Source organism: Elizabethkingia miricola, from assembly GCF_001675285.1.
GTDB lineage: Bacteria > Bacteroidota > Bacteroidia > Flavobacteriales > Weeksellaceae > Elizabethkingia > Elizabethkingia miricola.
In genome coordinates this window covers 12,733-30,115 of sequence record NZ_LSGQ01000032.1, presented here as the reverse complement: position 1 = coordinate 30,115, position 17,383 = coordinate 12,733, and the positions used below count along the sequence as shown (strand labels likewise).

The 17,383-nt window shown below is 34.5% G+C and carries 11 protein-coding genes; 4 read left to right on the top strand and 7 right to left on the bottom strand.

The window, feature by feature from the left end:
• Window positions 1–85 precede the first annotated feature (85 nt).
• Both ATE49_RS18490 and ATE49_RS18485 read left to right on the top strand, forming a co-directional pair.
• The gene (locus ATE49_RS18490) at window positions 86–3,184 is read left to right on the top strand and encodes a TonB-dependent receptor plug domain-containing protein (protein ID WP_065083304.1); all 3,099 of its coding nucleotides are present in this window, start codon (window positions 86–88) and stop codon (window positions 3,182–3,184) included.
• 26 nt (window positions 3,185–3,210) lie between these two features.
• A complete protein-coding gene (locus tag ATE49_RS18485; RefSeq protein ID WP_065083303.1) occupies window positions 3,211–4,827 on the top strand; it encodes a SusD/RagB family nutrient-binding outer membrane lipoprotein in 1,617 nt (538 codons plus the stop codon).
• Between the two features lie 310 nt (window positions 4,828–5,137).
• Here the strand turns inward: ATE49_RS18485 and ATE49_RS18480 are convergent, their stop codons facing one another.
• From ATE49_RS18480 to ATE49_RS18450, 7 genes are all read right to left on the bottom strand, one after another.
• On the bottom strand, window positions 5,138–6,175 hold the full coding sequence (locus tag ATE49_RS18480; RefSeq protein WP_065083302.1) for an alpha/beta fold hydrolase: 1,038 nt from the start codon (window positions 6,173–6,175) through the stop codon (window positions 5,138–5,140).
• Window positions 6,176–6,655: 480 nt separating this feature from the next.
• Window positions 6,656–7,255 (bottom strand): HdeD family acid-resistance protein, encoded by a 600-nt coding sequence (locus ATE49_RS18475; RefSeq protein WP_065083301.1) that lies wholly within the window; start codon window positions 7,253–7,255, stop codon window positions 6,656–6,658.
• Between the two features lie 571 nt (window positions 7,256–7,826).
• Window positions 7,827–8,030 carry a hypothetical protein gene (locus tag ATE49_RS18470; RefSeq protein WP_065083300.1) on the bottom strand — a complete coding sequence of 68 codons (204 nt, stop codon included), beginning with the start codon at window positions 8,028–8,030 and terminating at the stop codon, window positions 7,827–7,829.
• Between the two features lie 60 nt (window positions 8,031–8,090).
• Window positions 8,091–8,675, bottom strand: a complete 585-nt coding sequence (locus tag ATE49_RS18465) for a hypothetical protein (RefSeq protein ID WP_081278513.1) — start codon at window positions 8,673–8,675, stop codon at window positions 8,091–8,093.
• A gap of 433 nt (window positions 8,676–9,108) precedes the next feature.
• A complete protein-coding gene (locus ATE49_RS18460; protein WP_065083299.1) occupies window positions 9,109–9,909 on the bottom strand; it encodes a LuxR family transcriptional regulator in 801 nt (266 codons plus the stop codon).
• A 371-nt stretch (window positions 9,910–10,280) separates the two neighbouring features.
• A complete protein-coding gene (locus ATE49_RS18455) occupies window positions 10,281–11,753 on the bottom strand; it encodes a tetratricopeptide repeat protein (protein ID WP_065083298.1) in 1,473 nt (490 codons plus the stop codon).
• Between the two features lie 423 nt (window positions 11,754–12,176).
• A complete protein-coding gene (locus ATE49_RS18450) occupies window positions 12,177–13,463 on the bottom strand; it encodes a DUF389 domain-containing protein (RefSeq protein WP_065083297.1) in 1,287 nt (428 codons plus the stop codon).
• 376 nt (window positions 13,464–13,839) lie between these two features.
• Here ATE49_RS18450 and ATE49_RS18445 point away from each other — a divergent pair, with 376 nt between their 5' ends.
• Both ATE49_RS18445 and ATE49_RS18440 read left to right on the top strand, forming a co-directional pair.
• Window positions 13,840–15,567, top strand: a complete 1,728-nt coding sequence (locus tag ATE49_RS18445; protein WP_143349677.1) for a hypothetical protein — start codon at window positions 13,840–13,842, stop codon at window positions 15,565–15,567.
• Between the two features lie 190 nt (window positions 15,568–15,757).
• Window positions 15,758–17,347: a discoidin domain-containing protein gene (locus tag ATE49_RS18440; RefSeq protein WP_065083295.1), complete on the top strand. Its 1,590-nt coding sequence runs from the start codon at window positions 15,758–15,760 to the stop codon at window positions 17,345–17,347.
• The last annotated feature ends 36 nt before the right edge of the window (window positions 17,348–17,383 follow it).

The following is a 17,383-nucleotide window of genomic DNA, read 5'->3' as shown; positions in this document are numbered from 1 at the left end:
AAAATGTTAAAATTTTCATAATGTTTTATTCATCCGTTCTTAACCTTTGCCTCTGATTCTTACTTCTACATTTGCTTAAAAACTAATGGAAAAAAGATTACGAGATGCCTTTTGTGTTTTGGGACTACTATGTCTGGCAGGTCAGGCAAAATCACAAAAGAAAGATTCTACATCGGTTAAGGGACTGGATATTCAGGAAGTGGTCATTACAGCGATGGGGGTTAAAAAAGAAGTAAAGAAGCTTGGATACGATGTTACTGAGGTAAAAGGAGATGTGGTAAACAAGGTACGTGCTGCCAATCCTTTAAATGCACTTGCCGGTAAGGTTGCCGGTCTTAACATCGGAGCCAATACTGAAATGTTGGGGCGCCCTGAAATTGTACTAAGGGGAAGCAAAGACCTGTTATTTGTTGTGGATGGGGTTCCGATTAATTCTGATACCTGGAATCTCAGCCCTGATGATGTGGAGAGTTATTCTATCTTAAAAGGACCTAATGCTGCAGCATTATATGGCTTTCGCGGGATTAACGGTGCTATTATTATTACCACAAAAAAAGGAACCAAAAACAAAAAAGGCTGGAGCGTAGATTTCAATAGTACTACGATGTTTGATACCGGTTTTATTGCCTTACCCGAAAGCCAGTATGAATATGGAAGGGGTACAGGTTTTAAATATACCTATGGAAATGTGCTTTATGATAACGGGCAAAGGCTTCCTGAATGGGGACCCCGTTTTGAGGGTCAACCTATTCAGCAGTATGACAGTCCGTGGGATCCGGTAACCCAAACCAGAGGAAGAACACCTTGGCTGGCAAGAGGGGTGAAAAACTTTGAAAACTTTGTACAGGGGGGAATGACCAGCACAAATAATATCTCATTATCCTCTTCCGGGGAAAATTATGATGCAAGATTATCATACAGCCACTTATACCAACAGGGTATGTTTCCAAATACCAAGTTGAATGCTGATAATTTTAATATTAATCTGGGATATAAAATCAATGATAAGCTAAGATTTGATGGAAATCTTAACTTAAGTCTTCAGTATACGCCGAATATTCCGGATGTAAACTACGGGCCGAACAGTTATATCTATATGTTCAAGGTATATGGTTCTTCGGATTATGATATCAATGATTTAAGAGACATTTATAAAGGACCTCAGGGAGTTCAGGATCTTATGCAGTACTCTTCGGAATATGGGCGTTTGAACAGTGCCTGGTTTATGGCGAACGAATGGTTGAGGTCGCACCGCAAAACAGATGTCTATGGATATTTAAAAGCCACTTACAGTGTCAATAAAGATCTGGATATTAGTCTTCGCTCGCAGATTACTACATGGAACCAAACGCGTACGGAAAAAGTTCCGCCTTCTACCAATCTGAATGACTATGTTCCATGGTATAGTTTCGGATGGTATGGTGATTACAGAGTAGATAAGCGTAATCTTCTGGAAAATAACACCGATCTAATGGTTAATTTCAATAAGAAACTAGGCAATTGGAATGTTTCCGCATTAGGTGGAGCTAGTATGAGACTCTTCCAATATGAATCAGACTGGGCGACAACCAAAGGGCTTGCGATTCCTAAACTTTATTCTCTTTCTAATACCAAAGCTCCGGGGCTGGCTTATTCATGGGAATCACAAATGCAGGTATACAGTGCTTATTACTCTGTGGATTTTGGTTACAAAAACTACTTTAACATCAATACAACAGGTAGATTAGATAATCTCTCTACTTTAAGAAAGGGCTATAATACCTTCTTCTATCCTTCGGCATCCATCAGTTCAGTACTTTCTGATTACCTGAATTTTGGAAATACCTTGTCTTATCTTAAAATAAGAGGCTCATTTGCAGATGTTAAAGGAGCACTTACGTCTTCCACTATTGGCTCTGCTTATATGGGGATTACGGGTAATACTCTGAATTCAGGACTTCTCCGTTATGGATCAGAACTTTATACTTCTTACGACGGACCTACCTATTCCAATCAGAATGGTTACTCGAATAACAGCTATTACAACGGAACAGCTTCTGTGGATTACTCGACAGTTATTGCCAATCAAAATCTTAACCCTTACCGAAGAGTTTCTTATGAAACAGGTATTGACATGAAATTCTTTAAAAACAGAGTGGGGCTTGACGCAACATACTTCAGAACTATCAATGGACCGCAGATCTATGCACTTGGGAATGCTCCTTCCGTAGGACAGAATTTTCACAATATTAATGGTATTACAACCCTTAATCAAGGATTTGAGGTGAGTCTGAACGCTGCAATCTTTAAAAGACGAGAGGGCTTTAACTGGAACCTAAGTGCCAATTGGAGTACCTACCGTGAAACCTTAAAAGAAATTGCGGATGGCTATAATGAACTGTGGCTAAACGGGCACAATTATAAAGTGGGGGATCGTATGGATGCTTATTATGGAAGAGCTTTTGTAAGAGATAATCAGGGAAATATTGTCCATACATCAGCAGGACTTATCTACCAGCCGCCAAGTGGAGATAGTCAAAATGCGTTCCTCGGCAACTTAAATCCTAATTTTTCGTTAAGTATTACCAATAATTTATCTTATAAAAACTGGTCTTTAAACTTCCAGTGGGATGCCAGAGTGGGTGGAAAGATATATGACTTTATGTATGCCCAGGCCATGAACGGAGGTACAGCTTATGAAAGTGCTGCCGGTGATTTTGGTGATGCCAGATACAAAGAATGGGTTTCCTTAAGGGATAATGGCACAATTAATCCTTCCTATTTGGGCCAGGGAGTGGTCATTACTTCAGGAACACCCAAATTTGTCAATGGGCAGATTTCTAATATGAGCGAACTTACGTTTGCCCGTAATTCAACTCCCGTTACTGTGCAGAGTTATATTACCAATTTATATAACAATACCGAATACTTTATGGTCGACAGAAGTTTTGTGAAATTAAGGGAGGCGAGTCTTAGCTATTCTTTCCCTAAAGAGTTTCTTGAAAGAACCTTCTTAAGATCTCTAAGCCTTTCTATTGTAGGAAGAAATCTTTTGTATTTCGCGAAAAGAAAGGATATGGATATGGATTCTTTTGCTGCAGGATTCAACTCTTCAGATAGATCAGCTGGTGGGGCGAAAGGAAATGTAGGTTTACAGAGTACTTCTACCAGAACGATAGGTTTCAATGTAAGTATCGGCTTTTAATCAACACTTAATTTAAAAGGAAAACAATGAAAAATAAATGGATATATAAAATTGCAGTGCTATTTTCTCTAGGCTTTATCACGGTAAGCTGTAACAGAGATGATGCCTTACTTAGCAATCCCAATTCAAGATCAGAAGATGCACTTATTCCGCCTTCATTAATTTTAAATCATATTACATCGAATCTGATTAAATCCGATGAAATGCCTTTCTCTCAGGCCCATAAAACCAATCAGTATTTTGTCAGCAATTACAGCTATTACTGGGGAAGTAACTCTTACAGCTGGACAGATTCGGGGAATGAATATGATATTTACCTGTATTCTGTTAAAATGGAGGATCAGGCCAAAAAACTTGGTGATCAGGCACAGATTAGTTTCTATACCTCGCTTTCTAAATTCTTTAAAGCTTATTCCTCTATATGGCTTTCTCAAAGGGTGGGAGATATTCCGATGACTGAAGCCGGAAATGCTTTAAACCTGACTCCAAAATATGATTCACAGAAAGATGTCTTTAAAAATGCACTAAATCTTCTTAGTGAGGCTAATACTTCTTTAGGAACTACTATTACGACTTATCCGGCCTTAAAGAATACAGTAGCTGATGCTTCGGGAGATATCTTTGGACTTACTTATTTTCAATGGCAAAAGGTTATTAATACTTATCGTTTAAGGGTTTTAATAAGCTTAAGCAAAAGACAAAGTGATACACCGGATCTTAATGTTAAAGGGCAATTCGCTGCAATACTGAATAATCCTACTTTGAATCCGCTAATGGAATCTATTTCGGATAATATGCTTTATAAATTTAATGCCAGTTATAATCCCTATCCAGTATATACCAGTAGGTCATATACTTATGGAGCAAATATTGCTAAAACAATTCTGGATATTACCACTTCTACGAAAGATCCACGAACTTTTGTTTTTGCTACTCCGGCGCCGGCTAAATATAGGGTAGGAGGTGTTCCTTTTTCAAGCTTCTCGGCTTATGTAGGGGCCAGTACCAATACAGCGCAATCTGTTTTATTTGCGGGAACCGATACTGCAGGAAATACTGCGACGGATAAAGGGGATTATTCCTATATCAATTATAAAAGATATTTCTCTTCTCAGGATGGATCCACAGCGGAGCCTTATGTACTTATTGGTTATTCCGAGATGTGCTTTAATATTGCTGAAGCTCTTAACCGTGGATGGGCAAGTGGTGATGCCGGTGATTGGTATACAAAGGGAATCAATGCTTCTTTAAGTTTCTATAAGCTTTCCAATGGCAGTAGTCTGAGTATAGGAGATAGACTTGGAGGTACTCTTGGAAATGTAACAGTAGATACGAATACTTTCCTTTCTAATGTGGCTTACTTAGGAAATACAGCTGAGGGGTTAAAGCAGATTTTAACGCAGAAGTATGTATCTCTATTCTGTAATTCTGGTTTTGAAGCTTTCTACAACTGGAGAAGAACCGGGTTTCCGGAATTTCAGCAAGGTGGAGTAGGTATCGGAACACCTAATAACATGCTGCCTTACCGCTGGACCTACCCTCAGGGTGAGATCACTTATAATAGTACCAATTATCAGAATGCTGTACAATCTCAGTATGGAGGTAACGATGACATCACTAAGATGATGTGGCTTTTGAAATAAGTAAAATGTGAAAGATAATTTTAATACCTAAAAAAGGCTGCCATTTCACTGATGAATCAAGGAGATCTTTCATTGGCATGAGTAAAATATACCAGCGTAAATTAATTTTTACTTTTTTTCTATAACTTCACATGTAACCCAGGGATTAGAGCTAATCCTTGGGTTTTGTTTAATACTTTTTGGGATTCTTCTGGATAAAATAAATGGATGGAATACAGCCATATGGTATATCACCTTCGGGTAATTAATCTAATATTAGAATCTTTAATAAAGAAACTTCACTATTTACAAAATTAATTCTGTATAATCTTTACTTATCATTCTTCTTTACAATATTTTCAGATAGTAAAAGAATCTCTTTGTTGATTATGTCGGCATTTTCTTTTTTTGTAATGATAGTACCATGGCTTGCATTCATAACAATTTGTTTTCCATTAGAAGAGAGTTCTTTTAGTTCTTTTTGCATATCAAACCATAATTGAACCTGTTTCTCAGGGTCAATTCCTTCCTTTCTGTCTTTCTCTTTTTGGGATTCTTTATACTGTTCTGCAGCAGTAAATACCAGGACAGGTAATGAACCTAAATCTTTTGCTTTACCTGCTCGCTGCAATACTCCGTTTGTTACTTCATTTTCTCGTAAGAACATACGATAAACTTCTCCAGAATTGGACATTAGTGATCGTGATCGCTCATATAATTCTTTGGGTAAACCATCACCTTGATACACAGGTTTACCAATTGTGTTATCATAAATACCTAAAATACCTAAATCTGCAAATACGGATCCTATTTTTAAAAGTTTTGCTTGTCCTTTTGGAACTAATTCTTTTTGAGCTAATCGCTTCCATTGTTCAGGATGGCTTGAGTCTATAAAAACGATTCCTTCAACTTCGTTTGGATAAAGATCTCTGAATATTCGGCTGTAAGGCCCTCCCATAGAATGACCTACCAGAATGTATGGTGGTTTTTCGCCAATTTTTTCTAATAATTTATGGAGTTGATGTGCATAAAATTCTGGAGAAATATTATCATTATTACTCGATTCACTAAACCACTTTCCATCTCTGTCATAGCGTATAACCCTTGTATTGTTTTTCAAACCTTCTGCCAGCCAATGTAACATGTCTGTATTACTTTGTGCTCCGGCTTCAATAATAATAGTGGGTAGAGATTTCTTTTCACCTTCTGCTCGTACATGAATATTAGTGCCATCAATATTAACTAATTTACCCGGTGGAACTGGTTTAGGACTAAATAATCGATAGCATAGCCCTGAGAATAATAATAGTATTAGGATTCCTGCGATAAGTTTACCGGTAAACTTAAATATTTTTAAAACTAATTTCATATAAGATCTTGAAACTTGACAATGGCAGCAATTTTGGAACGGAAGCTTTCAGCTAAAATAAGTCTTCTGTTATCCATTAAACTATCATCCATTGTTTTTTATAGTATACATTTGCAATATTACTGCTGATATGCAAATTTAAGCTTTATACTAATATAATTTAATGCTAAATAGATATAATCGCAAAATAATTTATACTTTATTCAAAAATATATTTAAGAAATTTAGAGAGAATTTTAAATGGTGTTTTGATATTTCTATCCAGAATTTTGGTATTTGCAAATACAATAAAATTATCTTGAGCCCTTGAAACGTCTACATTGAGCATAATATCTCTATAACCAGAGATTATTTTACCAATATGACAAACATTTCATTTTTTGGTATTGCGGTCTCAGGAGCTAATTTCTCCATCTGAAGAATATTTAGTTATCCATTAAAAACTAATATATAATATAATTGCTTTCTGATATATCGGTACTAAATATCTTCATCCAGCTTACGCATGAGTTTACGCATAATGTAATGATGCTGATTCACTTTTCTATATTCTCCAGAAAGCAAAATTGCAGCAATGCCAATGCTTATAAAATGTAAGGCTGTGACAAAATTAATCGGAATACCAGCTGAGGCTGGATTTAAAATTAGTAATGTAGAGAAAATAATTCCTGCAGCACTCCATGTGGCAATACGTCCCCAATGATAATGCTCGTGTCTTTTCAAATCGATTGCAGTGCCCAGCATGGTAATTGAACGCAATAAAGCCGTTAAACCAATAATAAGGACAGATGATTTTCCTGCATAAACAGTTAAATAAATTCCCAGGTCCAGAATAAGCATTCCGTAAATCAGATACCAGCCCCAGCCATTAATTATTCTTCGGTTTTGAAAAGAAAATATAAGGCGAAGCAGCCCCGCAATAATGAAGACAACTCCGTAGAACAGAATATACTGAGTATAGTTTGCCTGTGGTATTATAAATAAAAATATTCCCATTATTATAGAGAGAATACCTGCTATCACAGGAAAGTACCAATCTTTTAGAGAACCTCTGATAGTGGTGTTAAAAGAATCATTCATGTTATTTTAATCAAGTGTGCTTATTGTTATGCAAATAACGGACAAAAGTAGCTGTATATGCGTTAATTAATGATTAATTATGATGTTTTTAAGACTATTTTATTTTTTTTTAATAGTATTAAGCAAAAGTATCCTCTGTTGTGTTGTCTAAAGTTCTTTATTCTATGGTAAAAAGAACATAGGGTAGATGTAAAACATTCTGTTTCAGTGGAAATTGTGGTGCAAAACAACGCTCCGGCGGGTGTTGGTAATTTCACTAAAAGAAGGAACTTTTATCATCATTTGTGTTTACCGGAGCGTGTAATTCATAGAGTAGTGGTTTAGAGTGAATCTTATTCTCAAGACAAAATTAGTATTCGGAGAGTAGTAAGCCGAAAAAACTGTATTTTGATTTTTATCAGAGGAGCATGTGATTTCTTACGGTATTACCTAAAGTGAATTAAAATGTTGATTGCCAATAGTGTTTATTTGTAAAAAGTATTTTGATAGTATGATTATACTTCATGCGAATACAGAAATAATTCTTGGGTATAGTTTTAAAGAGTGCTTTTATAGTGTATTCATCCAATAATTACTTGCTGGATTCTGAAAGATTATCATTTTCTGTATTATGATTTATAGAGCTGGCTAAAGAAGTAGGTATTATTCCTTTTTCATGTGCTATGATAGTAACATTTAATCTTGGAGGAATATAATCTTTTTTCAATTTTTGTTCAGATAATGATTCTCCAGGTTTTGCTTCTTGGTCGGGAATATTGTTAATTGGAATCTCCATAATTTAATCTTGAGTTTATTGGTTATGTATAATTTTAAATATGCTGGCTATTTTACACCCCTATTTAAGGTCCCTGCTTAAGATCTTTATTGATTTATAATGTCTGTTGAGTTTTTTTAATTCAGATACGAGTAATATATAGCTAAGTGCAATCATAATAAATAGTCCTGCTATAATAAGAGCGATAGGAATGAAGTCGAATACAGGATCAACGACAAGCATAACGGAAAAGAGAATGGCCATACCACTTGGTCTTGCCGGTATTATCCAATCAACAGAAGATTGATTTCTAAGATCGGTTGCCAGGCTTAATAATAAAAAGCTTTGACTTAAAGAAATATATCCTAATAAAGAGATTGTAAAAGCCCCCTGATTGTACAGGTATGAAAAGGTTATTATTACTATAAATAAGCTGTAATAAGTATACCAGTTCCATTCTTTAATACTTTTACTGTTTTGGAGAAAAAATAAGATTCCGGTAACAGAGGATAAACCAAAAGCAATACCCAATGGTATATATGTAGGAGGCTGTGACGTTATAAAACTGAAAATTGTACCTGCTATAAACACAGTACTGTTTAATATCAGAAGAAAAGAACCTTTTACAGAAGATCTTATTGATATATTAAAAGAATGCAAATTCATAATAATTGTCTTTATAAAATAAAAAATGTCTGTTTATATAAGTTTGATAGATGTTCTAAGGAGTTTAATTCTTTGGCCTTTAAAGGAGATTTCTGCTGTTTTTTTATAGAAATAACAGGGATATTATAAATTCTAAAAAATAATTTTATAAAAAGAGCGGGGAAACCCCGCTCTCCAACTGTTTCCAGTTTTCACAAACAAATAACAAATAAATGATGATCTTGTTATTCTCTTTAATTAGCTTATATTACTATAAAGGCTAATAATTTTGTTATTCTCATTCGCTATTCAGAGATTATATTGTTAATCATATTTTCTTCCTATTTCCTTTATAATAATATTTATTTTCTGTTTGTAAAGTTATATATCAGATTAGCAGGAAGAAATAGCATGAATCTGTCATTTTTTATGTTAATCAAGTATTGGTTTTGATCTAAACTGATAGTATACAGTTGTTTATGCTAAAAGCGATAAGCTCTGTAGACGTTTTTGTATTCGTTTTCTTTCTCAGATTACGTTTATGATTTTCTACTGTATGATAGGATATAAACAAATGTTCTGCAATTTTTGGACTGTTTAATCCCTGAGCCATAAGCATCAGTATTTCTTTCTCACGCTGTGTCACATTAGGTTTGATTTCATCCTGCTTTGTATCTTTTAGCATAATGTGTTTAGAGTATTGAATTTCTTTACCCTGGTCATCTATTATTGACAGCAGTGGCATATGATTTATCGGAAAATGAGACAGATCATAAATAACAATTAATGAACTTTCGATTTGATTATATTTATTGAAGCATTGTTTAGGTGCCTGAATAAGTACCCATCGGTAATTGTTTTCATGGTTAAGCATTCGGACATAAAAATTAAATCGGATATTATTTTTTTCCGGTCTGCGCATATTTTTATAAATTCTTGCAGACGAAACTAAAGCAGAAAGTAAGTATTGACCATCTTCAGGATGAATTAGATCTAAAAAATGCTGTACATTCTGATTGCTCCATTCTTTGTGATTATACGGGGTGTGAATTTCTATATTCGGACTTACATCTATTGTTTTCATGGTGATACAGTCTGCTACAAACCAGAAATAATGACCTACAGCAAAGTTCTTAAGGTTTTCTGTAATACCTGAATATATTACAGAGTTGTCTTTTTCATTGGACTTATTATAGACTGAAAAATACTCTTGGAATTGTTCCGTGCTAATGGGTATGATTTTTTTCTCTGCCATGACTGTTATACTTTAATATCTGTTTATTTAATTGTCTATTAAATGATCAATTGATGGGTATATTTTAATTGTAAACTGCCCCGCTCACTATTCTTTATGCTAAAACTATTATGGGGACCATTTCATCAGGTGTGTTCTGATTCGGGGCAGTAGTGCAATTATTTAATTTTTAAAATGACCTGCTTAATAACTCAATAAAAACAAGTGATCTTATTTACATGGCAAATGTATTGTGGAGTGAGCATGCGACTTCAGAAATGTCTATTCCGATTTGTTTCGGGGTAGCATTCGATTTCTTACGAAAAAGTTAAAACCACATAAAACAGGTCGTTTTATGTGGTTTTTATGTTAATATTTATTAAGAAACTATTTTATTTATCCATTAGCCATATATAAATGTTTTCTTCGGATGTTATATTTAATTTTTTTCTGATTCTGTGCTTTTTACTTTCTACAGCACCTACAGAATTTTTTTTAATGGTGGCTATTTTTTTTGTATCAAAGTTCAGTTTCATCATTGCACAATATTCCAAATCGGATTGTGTAAGTTTTTGATTTATGTTTAGGAGCGTCTGGTTGAAATCCGGGAATAATTCCTGAAATTTTAAATAAAATGTACTATTATTGCTTTCAGCCATTTCTATTAGCAGATTTAGTTTTTTATGATCTTCACTATCCTCATTGTCGATTTCTGTTTTTCCATTTAGGACGGGAAACTGTGTTTTACTTTTTTTTGACTGTTTATAAACAAAATAAACTGTAATCAATAAAGCAAAAAGAACTGAAAAATAATAGATAGTGGCATTGTTTTCCAGTTCTTTTTGCTTTGTCTTCTTTTTAAGTTCATCTTTCAGTATATAATTACTGGCTTGTTTTTCTACTTTAGAAAGGCTGTCGCTTAACCTTTTATTATGTGCGAGATAGTGAGATTCGTTTTTGTAATCCTGTAATTCGTGATAGCTTTCAGCAAGAAGGGTATATATGAGCTTCTGATCGTATACAAGTTTATAAGCCTTGGTAAGTTTCAGAGCAATCTCGTAATGCTCTACTGCCTTTGTGAATTTTTTTCTTTTCGTTTCTATTTCTCCCAGAAGTACATTGCGTGTTAGTTCCCATGTAGATACAGTGTTTTTATTGATTTTGTCGCCTTCTGCAATGTATTTTTCTGCTTTCTCCAACTCTCCCCAATCTGTATAAGCAGAGATTAGCCCTTGCAGGCTTTTAGTCATAATGTAAGACTTTTGTGGATAATCTGGTGTAATTTGAAGAGCCTCTTTATAGGCACTGTGTACATAATATTCTAATTCTTTTTTGCTTAGCGGATCCTCCTGATTAAGCTCATGCACAAACTTAATGAGAAAGTAGGTAAGGGCCTTGTTGTAGTGTTTCTGGTTATTGTATTTAGCCGGAGCTTTATCTGCAATATTTATTGCTTCCTGAAGAGCCTGCAATGCTCTTTCGAAGTACCCGAGTTTTGAAAGGGAAGTCCCCTTGGAAATAAGCAAAGTAGAATAATCCATGATATATTTCTTATCTCTGCTTGTCAGAGCAATTGCTTCGTCAGCCTTTGCCAATGACATTTTTGTATTCCCTGTATTGGCATATATTTCTGCCATATAAGTTAATGCGTCAATTTGTCCGCCAACATAGTTTATTTCTTTAGACATGTGATAGACTTCCTCACAAATTTCCAAGGCTTTACCTGTTTCTTTCTTTACGTAGGGATTTTTGGTTTCGGATTTAATGGTATTGAAAATACTGTCTATTTCCTTTTCTTTTTTACTTTGTCCATATATAATGGTGTGTAAAACAACTAAAAATAATAATAATAGGTTTCTTTGCATAATTTAGGAATACTTGTTGATCATATTATCATTGTTTTTTGGCGCTTTTTGAATTAAATTTTATGTGATTTATTGAAATAAATATTTATTGTAAATACTTATAAAGTACAGTGTTCTTATTGAAGAGAAATTTAGTTACGGTACTCTCTCTTTTGGATAGCTAAACTATAAACTTCATACTGAATTTTACTTTTTGTTTTATGACGATTTCTTATGATTTCTTACTATAGCATGCGATTGCTGTATATTGCACCTAATATCTCATGTTTGTATTTTGTAGATGATTTATGATGTTTCAGAAAATAATATATTCTCTTTGAGAGTGTCGGAAAGGCTGCCTTTTAGAAAAATAGAGATATGAAAAAATATTTCTTTATACCAAAAATGGCATTTTTGGTAATCCCTGAAAATAAAAAGTCTGTTTTATTCTTCTTTAATCAATTTAAGACTGCTGTCTCCCAATTGTTCGGCTATCCATTTTTTTAGCTTTTCTTCGTCTATTTTTTTACCCGATTTATATAATATGACAGTAGATGTTGCCGTAGAATCGTTTGGATAATAATTATCAATTTTTCCAAGGGATACTTCCGAAATTTCCGGAAAAAGAATTTCGATTTCTTTAATAAGCTTTGGATTTTCAATTTTATATTTTTTCAGCTCAGAGCTTAGTGCATTGAGCTGTAGATCCTTTTCGGAGAGATTGGTACTTTGTTTATTAATCTCTGATAGAATTTCAGTTTTCAAATCCGAGGTGTTCTGTTTTATAGTAAGCTTTGTATTATTGAGCCCATAGTCAGCCAGCTCTTTATTAAGTGTATTGATTTCGGTGCTGTCAAATTTTTTGGAAAGGAATGCCAGTTCAATTGTTTTGGGACTGGAGTTGTAACTGATTTTTTTATAGAGCGTTATATATCCGTTGTTGTAAAACTTATCCTTCAGAAAACGTTCAGTATTCTGAGAGAATTTTCTTTCATTCAGTAGATTATAAGCAAGGTAGGAGCTTGGAATAATCATTAATAGCATCAATACAGTAATGGTAATTCTGAGCTTTTTATCAAAAGTTGAATTCCCTGTAGTAACAGGGCTGTATTTCATGTACTTAATGATAAGGAAAGTGGAAATACCAATGAAAAAACAATTGATACTATAGAGATACAAAGCACCAGCAAGAAACTTGAAATTTAAAGTTGCCAGTCCAAATCCTGCTGTACACAAAGGAGGCATTAGTGCTGTAGCGATAGCAACACCCGGAATCGGATTTCCTTTCTCTGCCCTTGTGATGGAAACAGCGCCAACTATACCGCCAAAAAATGCAATGAGTACGTCATATATAGTGGGGGAAGTTCTTGCCAAAAGTTCAGATTGGACTTCTTTAAAAGGACTTAAGTAGAAATATAAAGAAGAAACAAAGAGACTGACTCCGGTAGCAATAATCAAATTTTTAAATGATTTTTTCAGCAATATAAAATCATAGGTAGCGAGGGCAAATCCTGTCCCGACAATAGGTCCCATTAATGGAGAGATAAGCATGGCCCCGATAATAACAGCTGTTGAATTCACATTCAGACCGATGGAGGCAATCAGTATAGCACAAGCCAATATCCAGAGATTGGCACCTCTGAACGAAATATTTTTTAAAACACCATCCTGAACCTTTTTACGGTCTTCTTCGCCACTATGAAGACCAAATAAATTACTGAAATATCTCATGCTATGTTTTGACAACAAAATACGTAAATATCTGTAAATAATACTACTGTGAAAGTTAGATTACCAGGTTTTATGCTAAAGATAAGTTTTAATGTTTTTTATTTAAAAAATATTAACTAATTTTGATATAAATATAGTATTAAGGCTATATTTTAATTTTTATTTTAATGCATTGATGGTTTTGATGAATATTTGTAATTGGTTGTATGGGTGGGCTTGTGAAACGTTAATAATTTCAAATTATTAACGGTAAAAAATGAAGAATAGCTTAAAAATTGCGTTGATGAATGTGCGCAGTTTTAGACAGGAGCTATTGGGTTTTAATCACAGGTAAAAATAATAGATCTGTAAATACCTTCACAAAATATATAGAAAAATGAAATCATTGATTTTTTTTAAAAATACGTCATTAAAATCTCCATTGATATTAATGGCGGGATTATCTTTAGGAATTGTTTCGTGCAGAAGCACGGATAATGTAGCTGATACTGGGAGTGGTGGAAAAGCCATTGTAAAAGTAAATTTACTGCGAACAGAAACTGAAGAAGACAAACCTGTAAAAATAGGTGCTTCAAATCAGATGCCGGCAAATCCAGAAGTACAAAAGCAAAAAATAGTTTTTGATGATAAACACAGTTTTGATGTTACTTTCTCTCCAGTTTCAACTGTGAATAAACTTGCGGCTATTAATCCTATGGCTGCAACACCCACACCGCTAAATCCAGGTGTAATGTACAAAGTAGTGGTTTATGACAGTAATGGTGGGTTTGTGGATCAAAAGAACTTTACTTATGGGGTAAACGATACTTCAGGCTTTCAGTTAAACGGAGGGCAGAATTATACTTTTGTTGCTTATTCTATAAATAGTAAAACGGCTGTTCCGGATGTTGATAACCCTAATTCTTTGGCCAATGCAGGAGTTGTAGGAGCTTCCGGTGATTTAATGTATTTTAAAACCAATATGACGGTTTCAGGAAATCAGGACAATAACCTGAATGTGATCTTAAAACACCGTTACAGTCAAATTACAACAAGAATAGATGCAACAGGGATTGGGAATATAATGAATGCTACCGGAGTAATGACACCTACAAATACCTCTGCAAACCTAAAGTTTGCAAATGATCAGGTTCTTACTTACAACGGAATTGATCCTAATGGTACCAATGTAGTTTTTCCGGCTTCGGAATTGGGAAAAACTACAGCCAAGAGTGATCCTACGATTTTGATTTCTGATACAAATCTTAATGGTGAGCTTAATCTTAATTCTCTGACCATAGGAAGCACAACCAGGAATAATATAAAAGTAAAGAGCCTGAAAGTAAATCCGGGATATAGATATGATCTGACACTTAAATTAGATGGTGCTTTGAGGACGATTCGAATTCTTAGCATCGTTCCTGATGGCTGGAATTCTAATTTATCAGACGGTTTATACACTAATATAGCCAGATCCAAGTTAGACAACTCTGCCAACTTTGGTACTAATGGAACTGTGAGAATTAATGGATTTTCTTATGCGACACTTAATGTAAGTACGGCTACGGATGCTGATATAAGAGCAGCAATAGATAATGCAGATATTGTCTGGATAGGTTATGTGGCTAATAGTTATTTACCAGTGGGTTCTGCTAAAAGAACAGCATTAGAAGATAAGATTAATGAGAAAAAGAAATTTTTCTTTGTAGGAAATGATAGTGATTCAGGTGGCGGGTATTTTCCTGGTTTTAGTACTTTAGCAGGATACGACTTTGGTTATTATACATTTGCCACTACTCAGGTTTCTGTAATAGAAGGGGCAGGACCTACTAAAGGTATTTTTGGAACAATTCCAGGAACAACTACAATACAACAAACTCGGGCTATAGGTAAAATTAATCAGTATCCTCAGGGGGCAACTCCATTTCTTTTAAATCCAAATTCTACTTATAATGCAGTATCAGGAGATAACTTTGTCAGTGTAAGTGACATTAATTGGTATATTAACTATGAAGTTACTGATGGTTTTTATAATGGTACAACAAGTTGTACTGATAATCAGTATTCAATAATGTTTTGTAATATTTTTGAAACGGCTATTAATTATATAAAGAATAATCCATAGGTATTTTTTAGGGTTATATATAATTGTAATATTCCTGTAAAAGGGATATTGTCATATAAATTAAAATTGCGGAAAAGTTTTCAAATCAGCCATTAATTTGATTTAAATTCCATTTTAACGTTTTTATTTTGCGAATATGTAACTAAAATATAGTATATTTAACCGAAAATTAATTAAATTCTACCAAATCATGAAAACAAAACTATTCAAACCCTTATTGGGCGCATTTTTGCTTGCCTTTATGTTAAATTCCTGTAAAAGGGATATCACCTCTGAAGGGGAAACAAGTCCTCAGGCCAATGCCGGTATATCAACTGCAACAATTACCAACACCTGGCGTAATAATCCTTACAAACTGAATGTAATCTATTTTGTGCCTAATGATGTAGACACTATTGCAAATTACCAGAAAAGACTTAGTAATATTATGTTACAATTGCAGAAGTTCTATGGTGACAATCTGCAAAGAGCGGGGTATGGGTATACATCCTTTGGATTAGATCTTCTATCGGATACCAAAGTGAATATTATTACGATAAAAGGAACAAAAGGAAAAGCTTCTTATCCGTATGAAGGCGGTGGTGGAGTAGTACTGGACGAAGTAAGGCAATATTTTACGCAGAATCCTTTACAGAAAAAGAGTGACCATAATCTCATTATTATGCCTTCTTATAATTCAGATCCTAACAATCCGGGCGGGCCGCCATTTTATGGCTTAGGAAGAGATTGTTTTGCATTGGATTATCCGGGAATGGATACCGATAAGCTCGGTGTAGCAGGAGCAACCGGGGATCTCGCTACAAAGTGGATTGGTGGTCTTGCGCACGAATTAGGACATGGACTGAATGCGCCTCATAACAAAGAACATAAAACAGATAAGCCTACTTTAGGAACTGCGCTAATGGGAGCAGGCAATTATTCTTATGGTAAAACACCTACTTATATTACCAATGCAACATCAGCATTATTTTCTCTTTCTCAGACATTTGCGACAACAACGAGAAGTGATTGGTATGCTTCAGTACAAAACAGCCTGGTGAAACTAAAAGGAGAATTTCGTGATAATAAGATTATTATCAGTGGTAAATATACTTCGAGTCTGCCTGTAAAAGTGGTAAATGTTTATCATGATCCTTTTCCGGCTGGTGGTAATCAGGATTATGATGCCGTAGCATGGGATACCCATCCGACAGGTGGAGATTCATTCTCTGTGGAATGCCCGTTAGATGATTTTTATACACTATCCGGACAATATGAATTAAAGCTTAATTTCTATCACGAGAACGGAACACTTGTAACTTACAAATACCAATATGAGTTTGTAAACGGGGTTCCAAATATTTCAGTAATCAATACAAAAGATTTGTTAGACAGAACAGGATGGCAGGCACTTTCTGCAGATAGTCAGGAATCCAGTGACGGAGTAATTGCTAATATTCTGGATGGTAATTCTTCAACGGTATGGCATACCAAATGGAGAGGAGGAGAAGCTCCATTACCACATCAGTTTGTAGTAGATATGGGAGCTGCAAAAACGATAAACGGTTTTGCTTTTACCAACCGAAGTAATCTAAATGGCGCAATGAAAGATATTGAAATTTTTAAAAGTAATGATAACAGTACCTGGACAAGTATAGGAACTTTCTCACTGAAAGCTCAGCAAAACTGGCAGTATGTAGATTTGGCTCAGGCACAGTCTATGAGATACGTGAAAGTGAAAGTGACTTCTACTAATGGAGGCTTCCAGTATACCCATCTGGCGGAATTTGCAGCATATTAACTATTAGAATACTTTTAATAACTTAATCAAAAAGCC

Coding starts and splice junctions, on each gene's coding strand:
- ATE49_RS18490 (WP_065083304.1), top strand. CDS start 86: ATGGAAAAAAGATTACGAGATGCCTTTTGTGTTTTGGGACTACTATGT.
- ATE49_RS18485 (WP_065083303.1), top strand. CDS start 3,211: ATGAAAAATAAATGGATATATAAAATTGCAGTGCTATTTTCTCTAGGC.
- ATE49_RS18480 (WP_065083302.1), bottom strand. CDS start 6,175: ATGAAATTAGTTTTAAAAATATTTAAGTTTACCGGTAAACTTATCGCA.
- ATE49_RS18475 (WP_065083301.1), bottom strand. CDS start 7,255: ATGAATGATTCTTTTAACACCACTATCAGAGGTTCTCTAAAAGATTGG.
- ATE49_RS18470 (WP_065083300.1), bottom strand. CDS start 8,030: ATGGAGATTCCAATTAACAATATTCCCGACCAAGAAGCAAAACCTGGA.
- ATE49_RS18465 (WP_081278513.1), bottom strand. CDS start 8,675: ATGAATTTGCATTCTTTTAATATATCAATAAGATCTTCTGTAAAAGGT.
- ATE49_RS18460 (WP_065083299.1), bottom strand. CDS start 9,909: ATGGCAGAGAAAAAAATCATACCCATTAGCACGGAACAATTCCAAGAG.
- ATE49_RS18455 (WP_065083298.1), bottom strand. CDS start 11,753: ATGCAAAGAAACCTATTATTATTATTTTTAGTTGTTTTACACACCATT.
- ATE49_RS18450 (WP_065083297.1), bottom strand. CDS start 13,463: ATGAGATATTTCAGTAATTTATTTGGTCTTCATAGTGGCGAAGAAGAC.
- ATE49_RS18445 (WP_143349677.1), top strand. CDS start 13,840: ATGAAATCATTGATTTTTTTTAAAAATACGTCATTAAAATCTCCATTG.
- ATE49_RS18440 (WP_065083295.1), top strand. CDS start 15,758: ATGAAAACAAAACTATTCAAACCCTTATTGGGCGCATTTTTGCTTGCC.